The organism is Lentzea miocenica, assembly GCF_033949945.1.
Classification (GTDB): Bacteria; Actinomycetota; Actinomycetes; order Mycobacteriales; family Pseudonocardiaceae; genus Lentzea; species Lentzea miocenica.
On the sequence record NZ_JAXAVW010000014.1, the window covers coordinates 145,514 to 161,680 of the forward strand.

Sequence of the window (16,167 nt, forward strand, 5' to 3'; positions counted from 1 at the left end):
TCCGGAGACGGTGGGCCGCGTCCGGTACAGTGACTGTTCGTCCCGCCCCTTGACGCGGGAAGACACGTTACCTCCCGATCGCGGCCATGTTGCCGTGGGCCTGCGTGAGGTAACGCAGGTAACTCCGGGCTTACGCAGGAACGGGTCTTGTGACTAACCGTATTCATCCCACCGCCATCATCGGCGACGGTGTCGAGCTGGGTGACGACAACGTCATCGGGCCTTACTCGGTCGTCGTCGGTCCCTGCCGGATCGGCAACGGCAACTGGATCGGCCCGCACGTCACGATCGGCACGCCGGCCGAGGACCGCAACGGTCCGCATCCTGTCGCCTGGGAGGGCGAGCTGGACGGTCACGGCGTCAACATCGGCGACAACAACCGCATCCGCGAATACGTGACGGTCCACCAGGGCACGCACCGCGAGACGACCATCGGCGACGGCAACTACCTGCTCGTGCGCAGCCACGTCGGCCACGACGTGGTGCTGCACGACGCCATCACCCTCGCCTGCACCGTGCAGCTCGGCGGTCACACGGTCGTCTGGTCGCACGCCAACGTCGGCATGAGCACCGTCGTGCACCAGAGCTGCGAGATCGGTCCCGGCGCGATGGTCGGCATGGGTTCCGCCGTCCGCAAGACGGCCGACCCGTTCACGATCAGCGTCGGCAACCCGGCCAGGGTGACCGGCATCAACGTCGTCGGCCTGAGCCGCCGCGGCTGCGACGAGGAGACGATCACCGCTCTGGAGCCGTTCCTGAAGGGCAAGGGCGAACTGCCCTCCTCAGGACTTCCGGAGGAGATCGCCTCCCTGCTGAAGGCATGGGCCGACCGCGCGCCCGCGCACTGACATCCAGACCCGAGTCCCGAGACCCGAGCACAGAAAGATCGAGAACCAAATGGCGCTGAACGACCGGCTTCGCACCGTCTTCGTGGAGTCCCTCGGCCTCGACGAGGACGTCGACGTGGAGAACCTGAAGTACCGCGACATCGAGCAGTGGGACTCCGTGGGCCACATGGCGCTGGTGGCCGCGATCGAGGACGAGTTCGACGTCGAGCTCGACACCGAGCAGGTCATCGACATGAGCAGCTTCAAGGTCGCCGTCGACATGCTGAAGGGCCTCGGCGTCGAGGACTGATCTCATCGGTTCTGGCGAGGGCCGGTCTCCTGGGGAGGCCGGCCCTTTGCGCGTTCCTCAGTCAGGCGAGCGCGGCCGTCACGGCGTTCTTGAACAGCTTCGACATGGCCGGATCGTGGTCGAGCGCGCCGTTGAACGTGAGCGAGCCCGTGCTGAAGGCCCAGCCGCCGTTGGCCTTCGCGGCCTGGACGATGTTCGCCCCGCCGGACTGCCCGCCCTCGGCGATGATCTGCACGCCGGACAGGCCGCCCAGCGGGGTGGCGTCCATCTCCCACCCGCTCGCGGCTCCGTTGTAGCCGGTCAGGCCGAACTGGCTGCCCACCGTCAGGCCCGTGCCGGCGAGGAACGGGTGGTCGACGATCACCTCGTACGGCTCGAACGTGAGGTACGCGCCGGTGTAGGACACCCCGAGCACGTCGGAGGGCGGCATGCCGTGGTTCTCGTACGGGATCCGGTTGCCGTTCGGATCCCGGTGCACCGCCGTCGTGTCGCCGTCGGCGAGGTCGAGCGGTTCGTAGATCGCGTTGCCGCTCGGCGCGATCACCTTGCCGCCCGCGTTGAGGTAGGCGAGGAGCCGGGTGCGCATCGTGACCGTCCAGTACTCGGGGTGCGTGCCCAGCACCACCGCCTTGTACTGGCCGATCCAGCTCGCGGACTGGTGCAGGTCGAGGTCCTGGTAGCAGTCGTAGGCGAACCCGTTGGCGGTCAGCCAGCGGAGCAGCAGCAGGTCGCTGTACCAGCGTGCGTCCAACCGCCCCGGTGCGCTCAGGACCGCGTTCTCGGCGGGGCGCCGCATGGTGACGTACCGGTTCGTCGGCACGATGTCCCAGGTGTACTGGCTGTGGCCGCCCCACGCGTTGTAGGCGTTGTGCGTGAAGGTGGGCAGCAGCACCGCGAGCTGGTTGACGGGTGCCGTGGGCTTCACCACGAACGGCAGGTGCCGCTTCATGCCGAGCGGACCTGACAGCGTCGCCGCGTACAGCCCGCTCGGCCAGTTCGCGCCGACGGGCACGGTGAAGGTGTCGGCCCATCCGCAGCCGCTGCGCCGGTAGCCGCTCTGCACGAGCTGGAGCGCTCCGGGGACGGTGACCGGACCCCACACCGTGGTGCCGCCCGACGGCAGCGGACCGGTCAGCCGCTGCACGCTCGCGCTGAACGAGCCGACCGTCGACGACACCTTCACGCCGAGCGACGAGCCCGTCGAGGCCGACCACGAAGCGGCATAACCCTGCAGGTTGGCGGTGCGGCAGGTGGTCCAGCCGGTGCCGACCAGCGTGCCGACGTTGTTCGCCCACGACGGGGCGCCGTTGAGGGGGATGCCCTGCCAGTTGTTCAGGCGGAACCAGTTGAGCTCGTGGTCGCGGGCCGGCGGGGACGAGCGGTTGATGAACACCGTGTAGAGCGAGCCGCCCATGGCGATGAACTCGCGCTGGTACTCGGCCGTCCAGCCGGTGCCGATCGCGACGGGCTCACCGCTGTTGGCCCAGGTGCCGCCACCGGTGTGCTTGAACCAGTGGAGTTCCTCACCCTGTTTGACCGCGTAGATCACACCGCCCTGGTCGGCGACGTACTGCTGGTAGTACTTGAGACCCGTCTTGACCAGCAGGCCCACGCCGCCGTTGGCCCACGCGCCCGGCCCGGTCGTGCCGTTGCCCGCGACGTAGCGGAACCAGAAGAGCTTGCCGTCGCCGTCCACCGCGTAGATCTCGCCGTTCCAGCCGCCGAAGACCTGCACGTACTGGTCGAATCCGGTGCCGATGACCGTGGCGCCGTCGGGTGCCCACGTGTCCGTCGCGGCGAGGTACTTGTACCAGCGGACGGTTCCGTCACCCGCGAAACCGAACAGCTGGCCGTCCGCGGCGCCGAGCACCGTGGTGAAGACGTGCCAGCCCGAGTTGATCAGCCGGCCGACGCCCCCGTTCGCCCAGCTGACCGTGCCCGTCTGCCAGCCGAGGTGGCGGTAGTGCAGCAGGCGGCCGTCCGCCTGCACGCTGAAGATGTGACCGTCGCCTCCAGCGACCATCCGCAGTTGCGACTGTTCCAGGTCGATCGGCATAAATACCCCCTTCGACCAGCACTTTCCGGTGTACCGGTAGTCGGTGGGGGCGTCGAACTGTTTCGCTCTGCCGAAATGCTTGATGCATTCGTTGCCAATCGCCTGCCCGCCCGGGCGCGCGAGATGATCAAGGATGCCCGCCGGGTACGCTCGTCCGGACTCGCGGAATCGACTTCGTACGGGACTGATGTCGTAGTGATTGACCTGACCAGCAAGGTTGCAGTGGTGACCGGCGGTACCCGTGGCATCGGGTTCCAGACGGTCCGCGCGCTCGCCGAGGCCGGGGCAGCCGTCGTGCTCACCGGCCGGGACGAGGCGTCGGCCAAGGAGCGTGCCGCCGAGGTCGCTGCCGAGTTCGACGCCGACGTGACGGGGGTGGCGCTCGACGTCGCCGACTCCAAGGCGGTCACCTCGGTCATCCGCGGCATCGGCAAGGAGCGCGGCAGGCTCGACATCGTCGTCGCGAACGCCGGTGTGCTGGAGGACGCGCTGATCGGCATGATCCGCGACGACCTCGTCGAGCGGATGCTCACGACGAACGTGGCCGGCACGATCTACACGGTCCAGGCCGCCGCGCGCGTGATGCAGCGCCACAAGACCGGTGCCATCGTCGTGCTCGCGTCGATCGTCGGTGAGAACGGCAGCGCGGGCCAGACCGCCTACGCCGCCTCCAAGGCCGCGGTCGGCAACATCGCCAGGTCCGCCTCCAAGGAGCTCGGCCGGTCCGGCATCCGGGTCAACGGCGTCGCCCCCGGTGTGATCGAGACCGCCATGACCGCGCACCTGGGCGAGGACGTCATCGCCGGGCGCGTCGAGGACACGTCGCTCCGCCGTCTCGGCAAGCCCGAGGAGGTGGCGAAGGCCATCCGCTTCCTGGTGAGCGACGAGGCCTCGTTCGTCACGGGTCAGGTGCTCGGCGTCGACGGCGGACTCGTGCTGTGACCGCGCTGATTCGCGGCGACGCCAGGCTGGTCGACGCGACCAGCGGTGAGTCGTGGCAGGGCGAAGGTCTGCGCACCGAGGTCGCCGCTGTCGCAGGCGTGCTCGCCGGACTGCCCGCGGGTGTGCTGTTCGCCCGCACCTCCATCGACGTGCCGAGCGTGCTGCGCTACCTGGGTGCCTTCGAGGCCGGCCGTGCCGTCGCACTGCTCGACGCGGGCCAGGAGCGCGACGTCCTGCTGGAGCTGGTCGCCCGGTTCCGCCCGGCCGCCGTGCTCGGTGCCGACGGCGAGGCGCCGGAGGGCTACCGCGGCGCGGACGCGGGCGGGCCCGCCTGGGTGCGGGAGAGCGCCGACGGCGTCGAGCCGCACCCTGATCTCGCGGTGCTGCTGCCGACCAGCGGTTCCACCGGCAACCCGAAGTTCGTGCGGTTGTCCCGTGCCGCCGTGCTGGCCAACGCCGACGCCATCGCAGAGGTGCTCGGCATCGACTCCGCCGAGGTCGCCCCGACCAGCCTGCCGCTGCACTACAGCTACGGCATGTCGGTGCTGAACAGCCACATGGTGCGCGGCGCCACGGTGGTCGTCGAGCCCGGCGGCGTGATGGGCCGGACGTTCTGGCAGGCGGTCGAGGAGCACAAGATCACCTCGCTGGCCGGCGTCCCTTACCACTACGAGATGCTCAAGCGGCTCAAGTTCGACCCGGCCAAGTACCCGACCCTGCGCACGATCACGCAGGCGGGCGGCAAGCTGCGCGAGGACCTCGTCACCGCGTTCAACGACAAGATGACCGCGGTCGGCGGCCGGATGTTCGTCATGTACGGACAGACCGAGGCCGCACCGCGGATGGCCACCGTGCCTGCGGAAAAGCTCGCCGAGAAGATCGGCTCGGCCGGTCCCTCGCTGCCCGGCGGCACGTTCTCGATCCGCCTGGAGGACGGCTCGGAGACGAGCGAACCCGAGGTGGTCGGCGAGGTGCTCTACCGCGGCCCGAACGTGATGATGGGCTACGCGGAGACCGAGGCAGAGCTCGCGGAAGGCGACGTGACCGGCGGCGTGCTGGCGACGGGCGACCTCGGCCGGCTCGACGCGGACGGGTACCTGCACATCACCGGCAGGCTCAAGCGGATCGGCAAGATCTTCGGCAACCGCGTCAACCTCGACGACCTGGAACAAATGCTGCGGGGCGCGGGGTTGGACATCGGTGCGGCGGCCGCCATGCCCGCCGGTGACAAGGTCGTCATCTGGCTGGAGAACTGCGCCGCCGACACGCGCAAGGCAGCAGCGAAGGCCCTCGCCGAGAAGCTGCACCTGCACGTGACCGGATTCGACGTGCGGGACATCGACGCCCTGCCGCTGCTGCCCAGCGGCAAGATCGACTACCGCTCCCTGGAGGGACGGGCGTGACTGTCACAGCGGAAGGCGTGTTCGGGCTGAGCCAGGCTGAGCGCGAGGCGGCACTGCTGCCGAAGCTCAGCGAGCTCACCGAGCACCACCGGGCCAACTGCGAGCCCTACGACCGGATTCTCGGCGCGCTCGGCACCCCGCGCGGCACGGTGTACGACACCGTCGAGCAGCTGCCCTGGCTGCCGGTGCGGATGTTCAAGCACCACGTGCTCAAGAGCGTGCCGGACGACCAGGTCTTCAAGGTGCTCACCTCGTCCGGCACCACCGGCGCCGAGGTCTCCCGGATCTACCTGGACAAGGAGGCCGCGGCCGACCAGCCGCGCTACCTCGGCAACACGCTGCGCACGGTGCTCGGCGACCAGCGCCTGCCGATGCTGATGGTCGACACCATCGGCATCATCAAGAACCGCCGGTCCTTCTCGGCGCGCGGTGCGGGTGTGCTCGGCATGGCGAACTTCGGCCGCAAGCACGTCTACGCGCTGGACGAGAACGACCGCCCGGACGTCGAGGCGATCAAGGGCTTCCTCGCGAACCACGGCGACCAGCCGTTCCTCATCTTCGGCTTCACCTTCATGGTGTGGCAGTACCTCTACGAGGTCGCCCGCGAGCACCGGCTCGACCTGTCCAACGGCATCCTGATCCACTCCGGCGGCTGGAAGAAGCTGATCGACCGCGCGGTCGACAACGCCGAGTTCCGCCGCCGGTTCGCCGAGGACACCGGTCTCACCCGGATCCACAACTACTACGGCATGGTCGAGCAGCTCGGCACCGTGTTCCTGGAGGGACCGTCGGGCGACGCGCTCTACTGCCCCGACTTCGCCGACGTCGTGATCCGCGACCCGGAGACCTGGGCCGAGCAGCCGGTCGGCAAGCCCGGCGTCATCGAGGTCGTCAGCACGGTGCCGAGGTCGTACCCCGGGCACGTGCTGCTGACCGAGGACCTCGGCGTCGTGCACGGCATCGACGACGGCGACTGGCCGGGCAAGCGGTTCTCCGTGCTCGGCAGGCTGCCGCGCGCCGAGGCCCGTGGTTGTTCCGACACCTTCAGCGGGAGCCCGGCGTGAGCATCCAGCAACGTTTCCCCGCGGGCCCGGACGTCGAGGTCGGCGCGCTGCTCGCGGACCTGGCGCAGGAGCCGGAAGGCGGCCGGCTGAAGGTCGGCGACGAGCGGATCGTGCAGTTCCTGGTGAAGTTCGCCCGCAAGCTGCTCGCGCCCGCCGTCGCCCGGCGCTACCCCGAGCTCGCCTCGCTGGGCTTCTTCCTGCGCAAGGGCGAGATCGCCAAGGCGATCGCCGGTCTGGAGACGTCCGGCGACGCGATGCGCTTTCCGCGCGGCCTCGTCTTCCACGTGCCGCCCGCCAACGTGGACACGATCTTCGTGTACTCGTGGGCGTTGTCGGCGCTGGCGGGCAACCCGAACGTCGTGCGGATCTCCCAGCGTTCCGCCGGTGCCGCGGAGGCCGTCCTCGAAGCACTGAACGAGGCGCTCGCCGACGCGCACCCCGCCGTCGCGCAGACCCAGCGGATGGTCACGTACGGCCGCGACGAGGTGGTGACGTCCGCGTTCTCCGCCGCCTGCGAGCTGCGCGTGATCTGGGGCGGCGACCGCTCGGTCACCGAGGTGCGCAAGAGCCCGATCGGTCCGCAGGCACGCGATCTGACGTTCCCCGACCGCGCGTCCTTCGCCGCGATCTCGGTCGCCGGCTGGGAGGCCGCGACGCCCGAGCAGCGCCGTGACGCCGCGATCGGGTTCTACAACGACTCGTACTGGTTCGACCAGGCCGCCTGCTCCTCGCCGCGCACCCTGTTCTGGGTCGGCGCGGACGAGGGCGCGAAGCGGGGGCGCGAGGAGTTCCTCACGCTGCTCTCCGAGGTCGTCGCGAGCAAGCAGTTCGTGGTCGAACCGGCGATGGCCGTGCAGAAGAGGGTCTCCGCGTACGGTGTCGCGGCCGAGGGCCACGTGACCGAGATCCGCTTCTCCGGCAACGCCGTGGCCACCCTGGAGCTGGCCGAACCGACCGCGGTGCCACGCGAGTGGCTGGGGGTCGGTACCTTTCCGCAGACGACCGTGAGCAACCTCACCGCGCTCGTGGACGTCGTGCAACGGAAGGACCAGACGCTGAGCGTCTTCGGGTTCGACCGCCCCGAGGTGGTCGAGTTCGTGCACGCGCTCGCCGGACGCGGGATCGACCGCGTTGTGCCGTTCGGCTCCGCACTCAGCTTCGCCGCGGTGTGGGACGGCTACGACCTGCTGGCTGAGTTCAGCAGGCTGACCACCGTCACGGTCTGAGCCGATGTCCACCAACTCGCCCAGTGCTCGTAGCGGAGAACCAATGACGACAGTGGAAGCCGACGCGGAACACGCGCAGGCGCCAGAGCCGCAGCCGAAGAGCCTCAAGGCACAGGCCATCACCTGGGGCCGGCGCCTGCTCGTCGTGGCCGTGCTGGCTTTCGCGATCTACCAGCTCGTCACCAACTGGTCCGAGGTGTGGCGGACGCTGTCCGGCATCGCCTGGGAGTCGGCGGTGCTGAGCATGGTCTCGGTCATCGTGTCGATGTTCTTCGGTGTGATGGCCTGGCAGACGGTGGTCGACAGCCTGGGCAAGCCGATCGGCGTGGTCCTCGGCGCGCAGATCAACCTCGTCGGCATGCTGGGCAAGTACGTGCCGGGTTCGGTGTGGGCGTACGTGCTGCAGATGGAGCTCGGGCGCAAGGCGGGTCTGGCCCGTGCCCGCGTCTTCACCTCCGCGCTGGTGCAGATCGGCATCTCGATCGTGGCGTCACTGCTGCTGGGCGCACTCGCCCTGCCGGTGATCCTGGACGAGACCCCCGAGGCGGCCTGGCTGTTCGCGCTGCTGCCGATCGGCCTGATCGCGCTGCACCCGCGGATCCTCACCTGGGGCACCTCGCTGGTGCTCAAGACGCTGCGCCGCCCGCCGCTGGCCGAGCGGATCAAGTGGTCCACGGTCGGCAAGTCGCTCGGCTACTCGGTGCTGGCGTTCAGCTTCCAGGGCCTGCACCTGTGGCTGCTCTCGAACTCGATCGGCTCGCCCGGCTGGTCCGGCCTCGGCCAGAGCATCGGCGCGATGGCGCTGGCGATGACCATCGGCATGTTCTTCTTCATCCTGCCGGCGGGCGCGGGCGCACGCGAGATCGTCCTGGTCGCCGTGCTGGTGGCAGGCGGCCTCGACCCGATCCAGGCAGGCGCGTTCGCGGCCGCCTCGCGGGTCATGTTCATCGTCGCGGACCTGGTGACCGCGGGTGCCGCGGCCGGCGCCGTGCACTTCACGTCGAAGCGCCGCCCGGTCGTCGACGAGATCTAGAACCAGCTCCGCCGGATCGCCGCGACCCCGTCTTCGAGACGTGGGGCGCGGCGATCTGTTTTTGAGCGTCCTAGCGGGTCATGCCTCTAGAACCAGCGTTCCAGGATCACCGCGACGCCGTCCTCGGCGTGGGACGCGGTGATCTCGTCCGCCACCTCCACGGCCTCGGGGTGCGCGTTGCCCATCGCGACGCCGTGGCCTGCCCAGCTCAGCATCGGCACGTCGTTGGGCATGTCCCCGAACGCCACCACGGCGGCGCGGGGGATGCCGTACCGCTCGGTCACGTCCTCGAGGCCGGTCGCCTTGGTGACGCCCGCCGCGGCGATCTCGATGAGGCCCGAGTTCGACGAGTAGGTCACGGTGACGTCGTCGCCGAGCACCTCACGGGCCGCCATCGCCATCTCGGCGCTCGTCATGCCCGTGTGCCTGACCAGCATCTTCACCGCGCGATGGCCGAACATCTCTGCCCGCGGCACCCGGCCTGCCGACTCCGGCCACACGTTGGTGAACTCGTGCTCGGCCACGAACGGCGGCACGTCCGGGTCATTGGCGCGCGAGCCGACACGTTCAGTGGCGTACGCCACACCGGGCACGGCCGCGTCCAGGGCGTCGGCGATGTCGTTCATGAGCACTGATTCGAGCCCGCGCTGCCACAACACCTCGTCCTTGCCGATGTCGTAGAGGACGGCGCCGTTCGCACAGATGGCGTAACCGTCGACGCCCGCGTCCCGCGCGATCATCGGCACCCAGCGCGGCGGCCTGCCGGTGACCAGCACGAACGGTGTCTCGGATGCCAGCACCCGCGCGACGGCGGCCGCCGTGCGCTCACTCACCCGTTCGTCCACGCCGAGCAGGGTTCCGTCCACGTCCGATGCGACCAGCCGAGGTGTCTCCACCAGCCAATACTGCCTGGTTCAGATTCGGTCCGATGTGAACTTGTGACGTGGGCCTGGTTACTCTGCGGTGTGCGTGTTGGCATCGTCATCCTTCCCGAAGACCGTTGGTGGGCCGCCGAACCGAAGTGGCGTGCCGCCGAGGAGTACGGCTTCGCGCACGCGTGGACGTACGACCACCTCGGCTGGCGCGACCTGGTCGACGGGCCGTGGTTCTCCGCGGTACCGGTGCTGACCGCCGCCGCGATGGTCACCTCGAAGATCCGGCTCGGCACGTTCGTCGCGAGCCCGAACTTCCGGCATCCGGTGCCGTTCGCCCGCGAGCTGCTCACCCTCGACGACGTCTCCGACGGCCGCTTCCTGCTCGGGCTGGGCGCGGGCGGTGCGGGCTACGACACCACGGTGCTCGGCTCGCCCCCGCTGACCCCCGGCGCGCGGACCGCGCGGTTCGGCGAGTTCGTCGAGCTGCTCGACCGGTTGCTGATCCAGGAGCGCACCACCTGGCGTGGCGACTACTTCGCGGCCGACGAGGCGCGCTCCGCACCGGGCTGCGTCCAGCGGCCGCGGCTGCCGTTCCTGGTCGCCGCGAACGGTCCCAAGGCGATGGACGTCGCCGCCCGCTTCGGCTCCGGCTGGGTCACCACCGGACCCGCGACCGAGGACGACGGGGCGTGGTGGGCGGGCGTGGCCGAGAACGTCGAGACGTTCCACAAGGTGCTGGACCAGCGCGGACGCCGGCCGCAGAGCGTCGACCACTACCTCAACCTGGACTCGAACCCCGTCTACTCGCTGAGCAGCGTCGAGCGGTTCCGCGACGCCGCGTTCCGGGCGCGCGAGCTCGGGTTCACCGACGTCGTCGTGCACTGGCCGCGCAGCCACGGGGTGTACGGGGGCCGCGAAGTCGTCCTGGAGCAGGTCGCGGCGGAAGTGCTTCCCGACCTCGCCTCCGCCTGATGGTGGCCCGTCTGCAAAAATTTCCGGCCCGCAGTCTCTCTCCGACACCGTGATCGAGAGCGTTCATGTTGGTTGAAGGAGTCTCACTGGCCGCTGCGCTGGCCGTGGTCCTGCTGCCCGGTGCAGGACTGCTCGCCGCGTTCGGTGTTCGCAGACCCGTGTGGTTCGCGGGCTTCGCCGCTGTCGCCTCCGCAGGTGTCGCCACTCTCGTCGGCGTGGCGTGCGCGCTGCTCGGCGTCGCCTACAACGCGGTCTCGCTCGGTGCCGTCACGGCGCTGTTGCTGCTGGTCGGTACGTTCCGGTGGTGGCGCGCGCGCAAGGAGGAGCCACGCCGTCGTCCGCGGTGGGGCGTGATCACCACGGTCGCCGGGGTGCTCGTGCTGCTCGGCGGTACCGCGATCGGCCTGCGGACCTGGCTGTCCGGCCTGGGGGGAACCCTGGCCACGGTGCCCCAGGAGCACGACACCATCGTGCACAGCGAGCTCGTCTCGTACGTCATGCGCACCGGCCACGGGGCGACGTGGCAGCTGCTTCCGGTCGACTTCGTGTCCGGTCAGCCGGTGAGCTTCTACCCGGCGGGCATGCACCTGCTCGCCGCGGCGACCGGTCAGCTCGTGGGCGACCCGATCCGGGGTCTGAACGGCGTCACGATCGCGCTGCTCGTGATCGGACTCGTGTTGTCGACGGCCGCGCTCGCCCACGTGACGGCCCGCCGGGCGCGGATCGGCGGACCGCTCGCCGTCGTGGCGGGCGGGGTCGGTGCGCTGGTGGCGGTGGGCATGAACGCGCCGACCATCACGATGGCCGCGCAGGGCGGTGTGCTGCCCAACGCGGCGGCGCTGGCGCTCGCCCCCGGTTTTCTCGCCGTGGTGCTGAGCGTGCGGCCGCGGCAGTGGTCGGCCGTACCGGTGATCGCCGTGGGCGTGGCAGGGCTGGTCGCGTTGCATCCCAGCGCCGTGATGACCGTGGGCGTGTCGACGGTGGCGTGGTGGATCGGCGACCTGCTGACCCGCGGCGGGTGGACCAGGCTGCGCGGTCAGTTCCTGCCGCTGGTCCTGGCCGGGGTTGCCGGGATCGTCGTCGCCTCGCCGATGCTGATCAAGCTCGTGGGGCAGGCGGGGAAGACCTCGGCGTTCCCGCCGGACGTCGCCGCCGTGCCGTTCCTGACCGCGCTGGAACGGGCCGCCGGGCTCGGCTTCACCGGCTACCTGCCCGAATACGGCCCGTACGTGCAGGCCGCCGCGTTCGTGCTGGCCGTGCTCGCGGGTGGCGTGCTGCTGGTGACCCGCCGCGCCTACGGGCTGCTGCTGGCGTCCCTGCTCTGGATCGCGATCACCGTGGCCATGTGGGTGAGCCCCGGCGCCGGCTTCGAGGCGGCCGTCACCGGGTTCTTCTACAACTCGATGCTGCGCGTCCGCTCGCACATCTACCTGTTCGTCCCGGTGATCATCGCGGTCGGCGCGGTCGTGTTCGCCACGTGCGCCGCCGCGTTCCTGCGCAGGCGGACGTCGTTGCGGATGTCCCCGGCCGGCGTCGCCGCCGCACTCGTCGTGGTGTTCGCCGCCTCGTACGCACTGGTGCCGGCGCGCGGCTACATGAACATCAACGCCCACTACCTCGCGAGCAGGTACAGCGACTCCACTCTGGACCGGGTCGGGCCGGACGACCTGGCCGCGTTCGACTTCCTGGAGGGGAAGGTCGGGCCCGGCGAGCGGGTCATGAACTCGGCGAACGACGGCTCGACGTACCTGTACGTGGAAAAGGGCATCCCGGTGGTCAACACCATCGCGATGGGCTTCCACCAGGTGCCGTACACGTACCGGCTTTTGCAGGGTTTCAACCGTTATGAGACCGATGCGGAGATCCGCAGGGAGATCCTGGACCTCGACATCACCTGGGTGCTGGTGGACGGGGACGCGCCGCTCATCGGTGCCGCCGGATCGCCGGAGAACTGGGCCGGTGGCGGACTGTTCTCCGTCGCTCCAGGGCTTGCGAACCTGGACGGTCTGCCCGGGATGACCGAGCGGTTCCGCAGCGGCAAGGTGCGGGTCTACCAGTTGGACCGAGGCGTGCTGGCTCGGATGGGTTAACGACGTTGATCGGCGTTTCCGCTGATCACCATGGGTGGAGCAAGACAGGGGCGGCTTCGGCGTGCCCTAATGGCTCAGGTAGTCTCGCGCAGCGTGAGCTTCGCTGGTTTTGACCTCATCGTCGTCGGTTCCGGGTTCTTCGGGCTGACAGTTGCCGAGCGCGCCGCCTCCCAGCTGAACAAGCGGGTGCTGGTGCTGGAACGTCGTTCGCACATCGGTGGCAACGCGTACTCGGAGGCAGAGCCCGAGACAGGAATCGAGGTGCACCGCTACGGTGCGCACCTCTTCCACACCTCGAACAAGAGGGTCTGGGACTACTGCAACCAGTTCACCGAGTTCACCGGCTACCAGCACCGCGTGTTCGCGATGCACAAGGGCACGGCGTACCAGTTCCCGATGGGCCTGGGCCTCATCACCCAGTTCGTCGGCAAGTACCTGAGCCCGGACGAGGCCCGCGCATGGGTCGCCGAGCACGCCTCGGAGATCGACACCAAGGACGCGTCCAACCTCGAGGAGAAGGCGATCTCGCTGGTCGGCCGCCCCCTCTACGAGGCGTTCATCCGCGACTACACCGCCAAGCAGTGGCAGACCGACCCGAAGGAGCTGCCGGCCGCGGTCATCAGCCGCCTCCCGGTCCGCTACAACTTCGACAACCGCTACTTCAACGACACCTACGAGGGTCTGCCGGTCAACGGCTACACCGCGTGGCTCGAGAAGATGGCGGAGCACGAGAACATCGAGGTTCGCCTCGACACGGACTTCTTCGACGTGAAGGACGAGATCCCGGCGGGTACGCCGATCGTCTACACGGGGCCGGTCGACCGCTACTTCGACTACTCCGAGGGCTGGCTGGGCTGGCGCACGCTCGACTTCGAGCAGGAGGTCGTGGCCACCGGTGACTTCCAGGGCACCCCGGTCATGAACTACAACGACGCGGAGTTCCCCTTCACCCGCATCCACGAGTTCCGCCACTTCCACCCGGAGCGGGACTACCCGAAGGACAAGACGGTCATCGTCCGCGAGTTCTCCCGTGCCGCGGAGAAGGACGACGAGCCGTACTACCCGATCAACACCGCGGAGGACCGCGAGAAGCTGGAGCGGTACCGCGAGCTGGCGAAGAAGGAGGCCGCGGACAAGAACGTCCTGTTCGGCGGCCGTCTGGGCACCTACAAGTACCTCGACATGCACATGGCGATCGGTGCCGCGCTGAGCGCGTTCGACAACAAGATCGCGCCGCATCTGACCGAGGGCACGCCGATCAACGGCGACCTCGACTGATGACGTTCTGAAACGTATTTCGCCCGGCCGTACAACCTGTACGGCCGGGCGATCGTCTTTGGACAGTGAGTAGAATGGGCGCCTGACGCGCCGCGCCACGACATCTTCTGTGGCGGTAGCCACATCCATGAAGCTGACCCGAACCGAGTGAGTTCGGTTCGCCGGAGGAAGCACGTGACCGAGCAGGCCAAGCCAAGCGCCACCAAGATCGACCCGACCCAGATCCTGCAGCGGGTGATCATGCCGCGCGACGAGGACCCGCTGGACGTGCGGCCTCTCTACCTCGACGAGCCGGAGAACGTGCACAGCCACGTCTCCTCCCGGCGCGCGGTGACGGTTCCGACCTCGGCCAAGGTGTCCTTCGCGTCCTACTTCAACGCCTTCCCCGCGAGCTACTGGAAGCGCTGGACGATCGTCGAGGACGTCGTCCTGCGCATGACCGTGCGCGGTGCCGGTCGCATCGACGTCTACCGCTCCAAGGCGAACGGCGACACGGTCCACCTCGACGGCCAGGTCATCCGCAGCCCGAAGGCGTGGACCGAGGTCGCGGTGCCGGTCTCGCTCACGCCGTTCGAGGACGGTGGCTGGATCTGGTTCGACGTCTTCACCGACGACACGACCATGGAGATCGACGAGGCGGCCTGGACCACGGACCAGACCCTGCCCGCGCAGACGGTCGCCATCGGCATGACCACCATGCGCCCGGTCGACGCGGTCATCGCACTGCGCGCCCTCGGTGAGGACCCGGCGGTCTTCTCCGTGCTGAAGAAGGTCTTCGTCGCCGACCAGGGTTCGGTCAAGGTCCGCAACACCCCTGGCTACGAGGAGGCCGTCAAGGCCCTCGGCGACAAGCTGGAGATCATCGAGCAGGACAACCTGGGTGGCTCCGGCGGCTTCACCCGCGGTCTGTACGAGGCGATCGAGCACACCGACGCCGACCAGATCATGCTGATGGACGACGACATCCGCCTCGAGCCGGACGCCGTCCTCCGTTCGAACGCGTTCGCGCGCGCCGCTGCCCAGCCGGTCATCGTCGGTTCGCACATGCTGAACCTCCAGGCACGTGCCCGCCTGCACAGCATGGGCGAGGTCGTCGACCTGGGCACCTGCTACTGGCGTGCCGCGCCGGGCGCTCTCACCGATCACGACTTCGGCACCGAGTCGCTGCGCGAGACCGAGGAACTGCACGCCCGCATCGACGCCACCTACAACGGCTGGTGGATGTGCCTGTTCCCGCGTGAGGTCGTGCAGCGCACCGGCTACCCGCTGCCGCTGTTCATCAAGTGGGACGACGCGGAATACTCGCTGCGCGCGCTGGAGAAGGGCTACCCGACGGTCTCGCTGCCGGGTTCGGCCGTGTGGCACATGCCGTGGACGGACAAGAACGACGCCACCGACTGGCAGGCGTACTTCCACACCCGCAACCGGCTGATCCTCGCCGCGCTGCACAGCCCGTACGACGTGCGCTCGACGCTGCTCAAGCAGGGTCTGAAGCTGTCGCTGCGGCACCTGCTGTCGATGGAGTACTCGACGGTCGTCGTGCAGCAGAAGGCGATCGAGGACTTCCTGGCCGGCCCGTCGAAGCTGTTCGACTCGCTGCGCACGGCGCTGCCGGAGATCCGCGAGCTGCGCAAGCACTACGCGGACGCCCAGGTGCTCCCGTCGGCGCGCGAGTTCCCGCCGCCCACCTTCGACATGGTGCGCGCGGAGCAGATGCTGACCCCGCCGACCAACCCGGTGACCATCGCGTCCGAGGCCGCCAAGGCGCTCATGCACAACCTGCGTGAGCCGCAGGCGGCGACGACCCAGCGCCCGCAGATCAACGTGCCGGCGTCCAACGCCCGCTGGTTCCTGCTGGGCAACCTGGACAGCGCGACGGTGTCCAACGCGGACGGCAGCGGTGTCGCGTTCCGCAAGCGCGACCCGAAGGAGTTCCGCCAGCTGATGAAGCGGGCGGTCCGCAACTACCGCAGGCTGTCCTCGGAGTGGCCGCGGATGCAGAAGGTGTACCGCGACGCGCTGCCCGAGCTGACCTCGGTCGAGTCGTGGCGGAAGGTCTTCGAGGCCAACAGCTGAGTCTCCTGATCAACG

Annotated in this window: 13 protein-coding genes; 11 read left to right on the forward strand and 2 right to left on the reverse strand. The window is 69.1% G+C overall.

All coding sequences use genetic code 11. The features are described from left to right. Positions 1 to 149: 149 nt before the first annotated feature. Both SK803_RS18650 and SK803_RS18655 read left to right on the forward strand, forming a co-directional pair. Entirely contained in the window at positions 150 to 848 is a 699-nt protein-coding gene (locus tag SK803_RS18650) for an acyl-ACP--UDP-N-acetylglucosamine O-acyltransferase family protein (protein WP_319967286.1), read from the forward strand. A gap of 49 nt (positions 849 to 897) precedes the next feature. After that, the gene (locus tag SK803_RS18655; RefSeq protein WP_319967287.1) at positions 898 to 1,137 is read left to right on the forward strand and encodes an acyl carrier protein; all 240 of its coding nucleotides are present in this window, start codon (positions 898 to 900) and stop codon (positions 1,135 to 1,137) included. A gap of 61 nt (positions 1,138 to 1,198) precedes the next feature. Here the strand turns inward: SK803_RS18655 and SK803_RS18660 are convergent, their stop codons facing one another. Next, entirely contained in the window at positions 1,199 to 3,193 is a 1,995-nt protein-coding gene (locus SK803_RS18660) for a N,N-dimethylformamidase beta subunit family domain-containing protein (protein WP_319967288.1), read from the reverse strand. A gap of 195 nt (positions 3,194 to 3,388) precedes the next feature. On the opposite strand from SK803_RS18660, the gene SK803_RS18665 reads away from it, so the two are divergent. From SK803_RS18665 to SK803_RS18685, 5 genes are read left to right on the forward strand one after another with little or no spacing between them, the layout of a single operon-like run. Beyond that, positions 3,389 to 4,135, forward strand: coding sequence for an SDR family NAD(P)-dependent oxidoreductase (locus tag SK803_RS18665; protein WP_406601548.1), 747 nt, complete (start codon positions 3,389 to 3,391; stop codon positions 4,133 to 4,135). Then, positions 4,132 to 5,538, forward strand: coding sequence for an AMP-binding protein (locus SK803_RS18670; RefSeq protein ID WP_406601549.1), 1,407 nt, complete (start codon positions 4,132 to 4,134; stop codon positions 5,536 to 5,538). The genes SK803_RS18665 and SK803_RS18670 overlap by 4 nt, the downstream gene beginning before the upstream one ends. Next, on the forward strand, positions 5,535 to 6,602 hold the full coding sequence (locus SK803_RS18675; RefSeq protein ID WP_319967289.1) for a LuxE/PaaK family acyltransferase: 1,068 nt from the start codon (positions 5,535 to 5,537) through the stop codon (positions 6,600 to 6,602). Before SK803_RS18670 ends, SK803_RS18675 begins: the two co-directional genes overlap by 4 nt. Continuing rightward, positions 6,599 to 7,828: an acyl-CoA reductase gene (locus tag SK803_RS18680; protein ID WP_319967290.1), complete on the forward strand. Its 1,230-nt coding sequence runs from the start codon at positions 6,599 to 6,601 to the stop codon at positions 7,826 to 7,828. The genes SK803_RS18675 and SK803_RS18680 overlap by 4 nt, the downstream gene beginning before the upstream one ends. A 43-nt stretch (positions 7,829 to 7,871) precedes the next feature. After that, on the forward strand, positions 7,872 to 8,861 hold the full coding sequence (locus SK803_RS18685) for a lysylphosphatidylglycerol synthase transmembrane domain-containing protein (protein ID WP_319967291.1): 990 nt from the start codon (positions 7,872 to 7,874) through the stop codon (positions 8,859 to 8,861). Between the two features lie 86 nt (positions 8,862 to 8,947). Here SK803_RS18685 and SK803_RS18690 read toward each other — a convergent pair whose 3' ends face one another. Beyond that, positions 8,948 to 9,757 (reverse strand): HAD family hydrolase, encoded by an 810-nt coding sequence (locus SK803_RS18690; protein WP_319967292.1) that lies wholly within the window; start codon positions 9,755 to 9,757, stop codon positions 8,948 to 8,950. A 69-nt stretch (positions 9,758 to 9,826) separates the two neighbouring features. On the opposite strand from SK803_RS18690, the gene SK803_RS18695 reads away from it, so the two are divergent. From SK803_RS18695 to SK803_RS18710, 4 genes are all read left to right on the forward strand, one after another. After that, positions 9,827 to 10,708, forward strand: coding sequence for an LLM class flavin-dependent oxidoreductase (locus tag SK803_RS18695; RefSeq protein ID WP_319967293.1), 882 nt, complete (start codon positions 9,827 to 9,829; stop codon positions 10,706 to 10,708). Positions 10,709 to 10,773: 65 nt separating this feature from the next. Continuing rightward, positions 10,774 to 12,798 carry a DUF6541 family protein gene (locus SK803_RS18700; protein ID WP_319967294.1) on the forward strand — a complete coding sequence of 675 codons (2,025 nt, stop codon included), beginning with the start codon at positions 10,774 to 10,776 and terminating at the stop codon, positions 12,796 to 12,798. A 69-nt stretch (positions 12,799 to 12,867) separates the two neighbouring features. Beyond that, the gene (glf, locus tag SK803_RS18705; RefSeq protein ID WP_319967295.1) at positions 12,868 to 14,076 is read left to right on the forward strand and encodes a UDP-galactopyranose mutase; all 1,209 of its coding nucleotides are present in this window, start codon (positions 12,868 to 12,870) and stop codon (positions 14,074 to 14,076) included. A gap of 174 nt (positions 14,077 to 14,250) precedes the next feature. Then, complete coding sequence (locus SK803_RS18710; RefSeq protein WP_319967296.1) at positions 14,251 to 16,152, forward strand: glycosyltransferase; 1,902 nt, start codon at positions 14,251 to 14,253, stop codon at positions 16,150 to 16,152. The last annotated feature ends 15 nt before the right edge of the window (positions 16,153 to 16,167 follow it).

Excerpts from the sequence above, each read along its gene's own strand:
- SK803_RS18655 (WP_319967287.1), top strand. The coding sequence starts at position 898 with ATGGCGCTGAACGACCGGCTTCGCACCGTCTTCGTGGAGTCCCTCGGC.
- SK803_RS18660 (WP_319967288.1), bottom strand. The coding sequence starts at position 3,193 with ATGCCGATCGACCTGGAACAGTCGCAACTGCGGATGGTCGCTGGAGGC.
- SK803_RS18685 (WP_319967291.1), top strand. The coding sequence starts at position 7,872 with ATGACGACAGTGGAAGCCGACGCGGAACACGCGCAGGCGCCAGAGCCG.
- SK803_RS18700 (WP_319967294.1), top strand. The coding sequence starts at position 10,774 with ATGTTGGTTGAAGGAGTCTCACTGGCCGCTGCGCTGGCCGTGGTCCTG.
- glf (WP_319967295.1), top strand. The coding sequence starts at position 12,868 with ATGGCTCAGGTAGTCTCGCGCAGCGTGAGCTTCGCTGGTTTTGACCTC.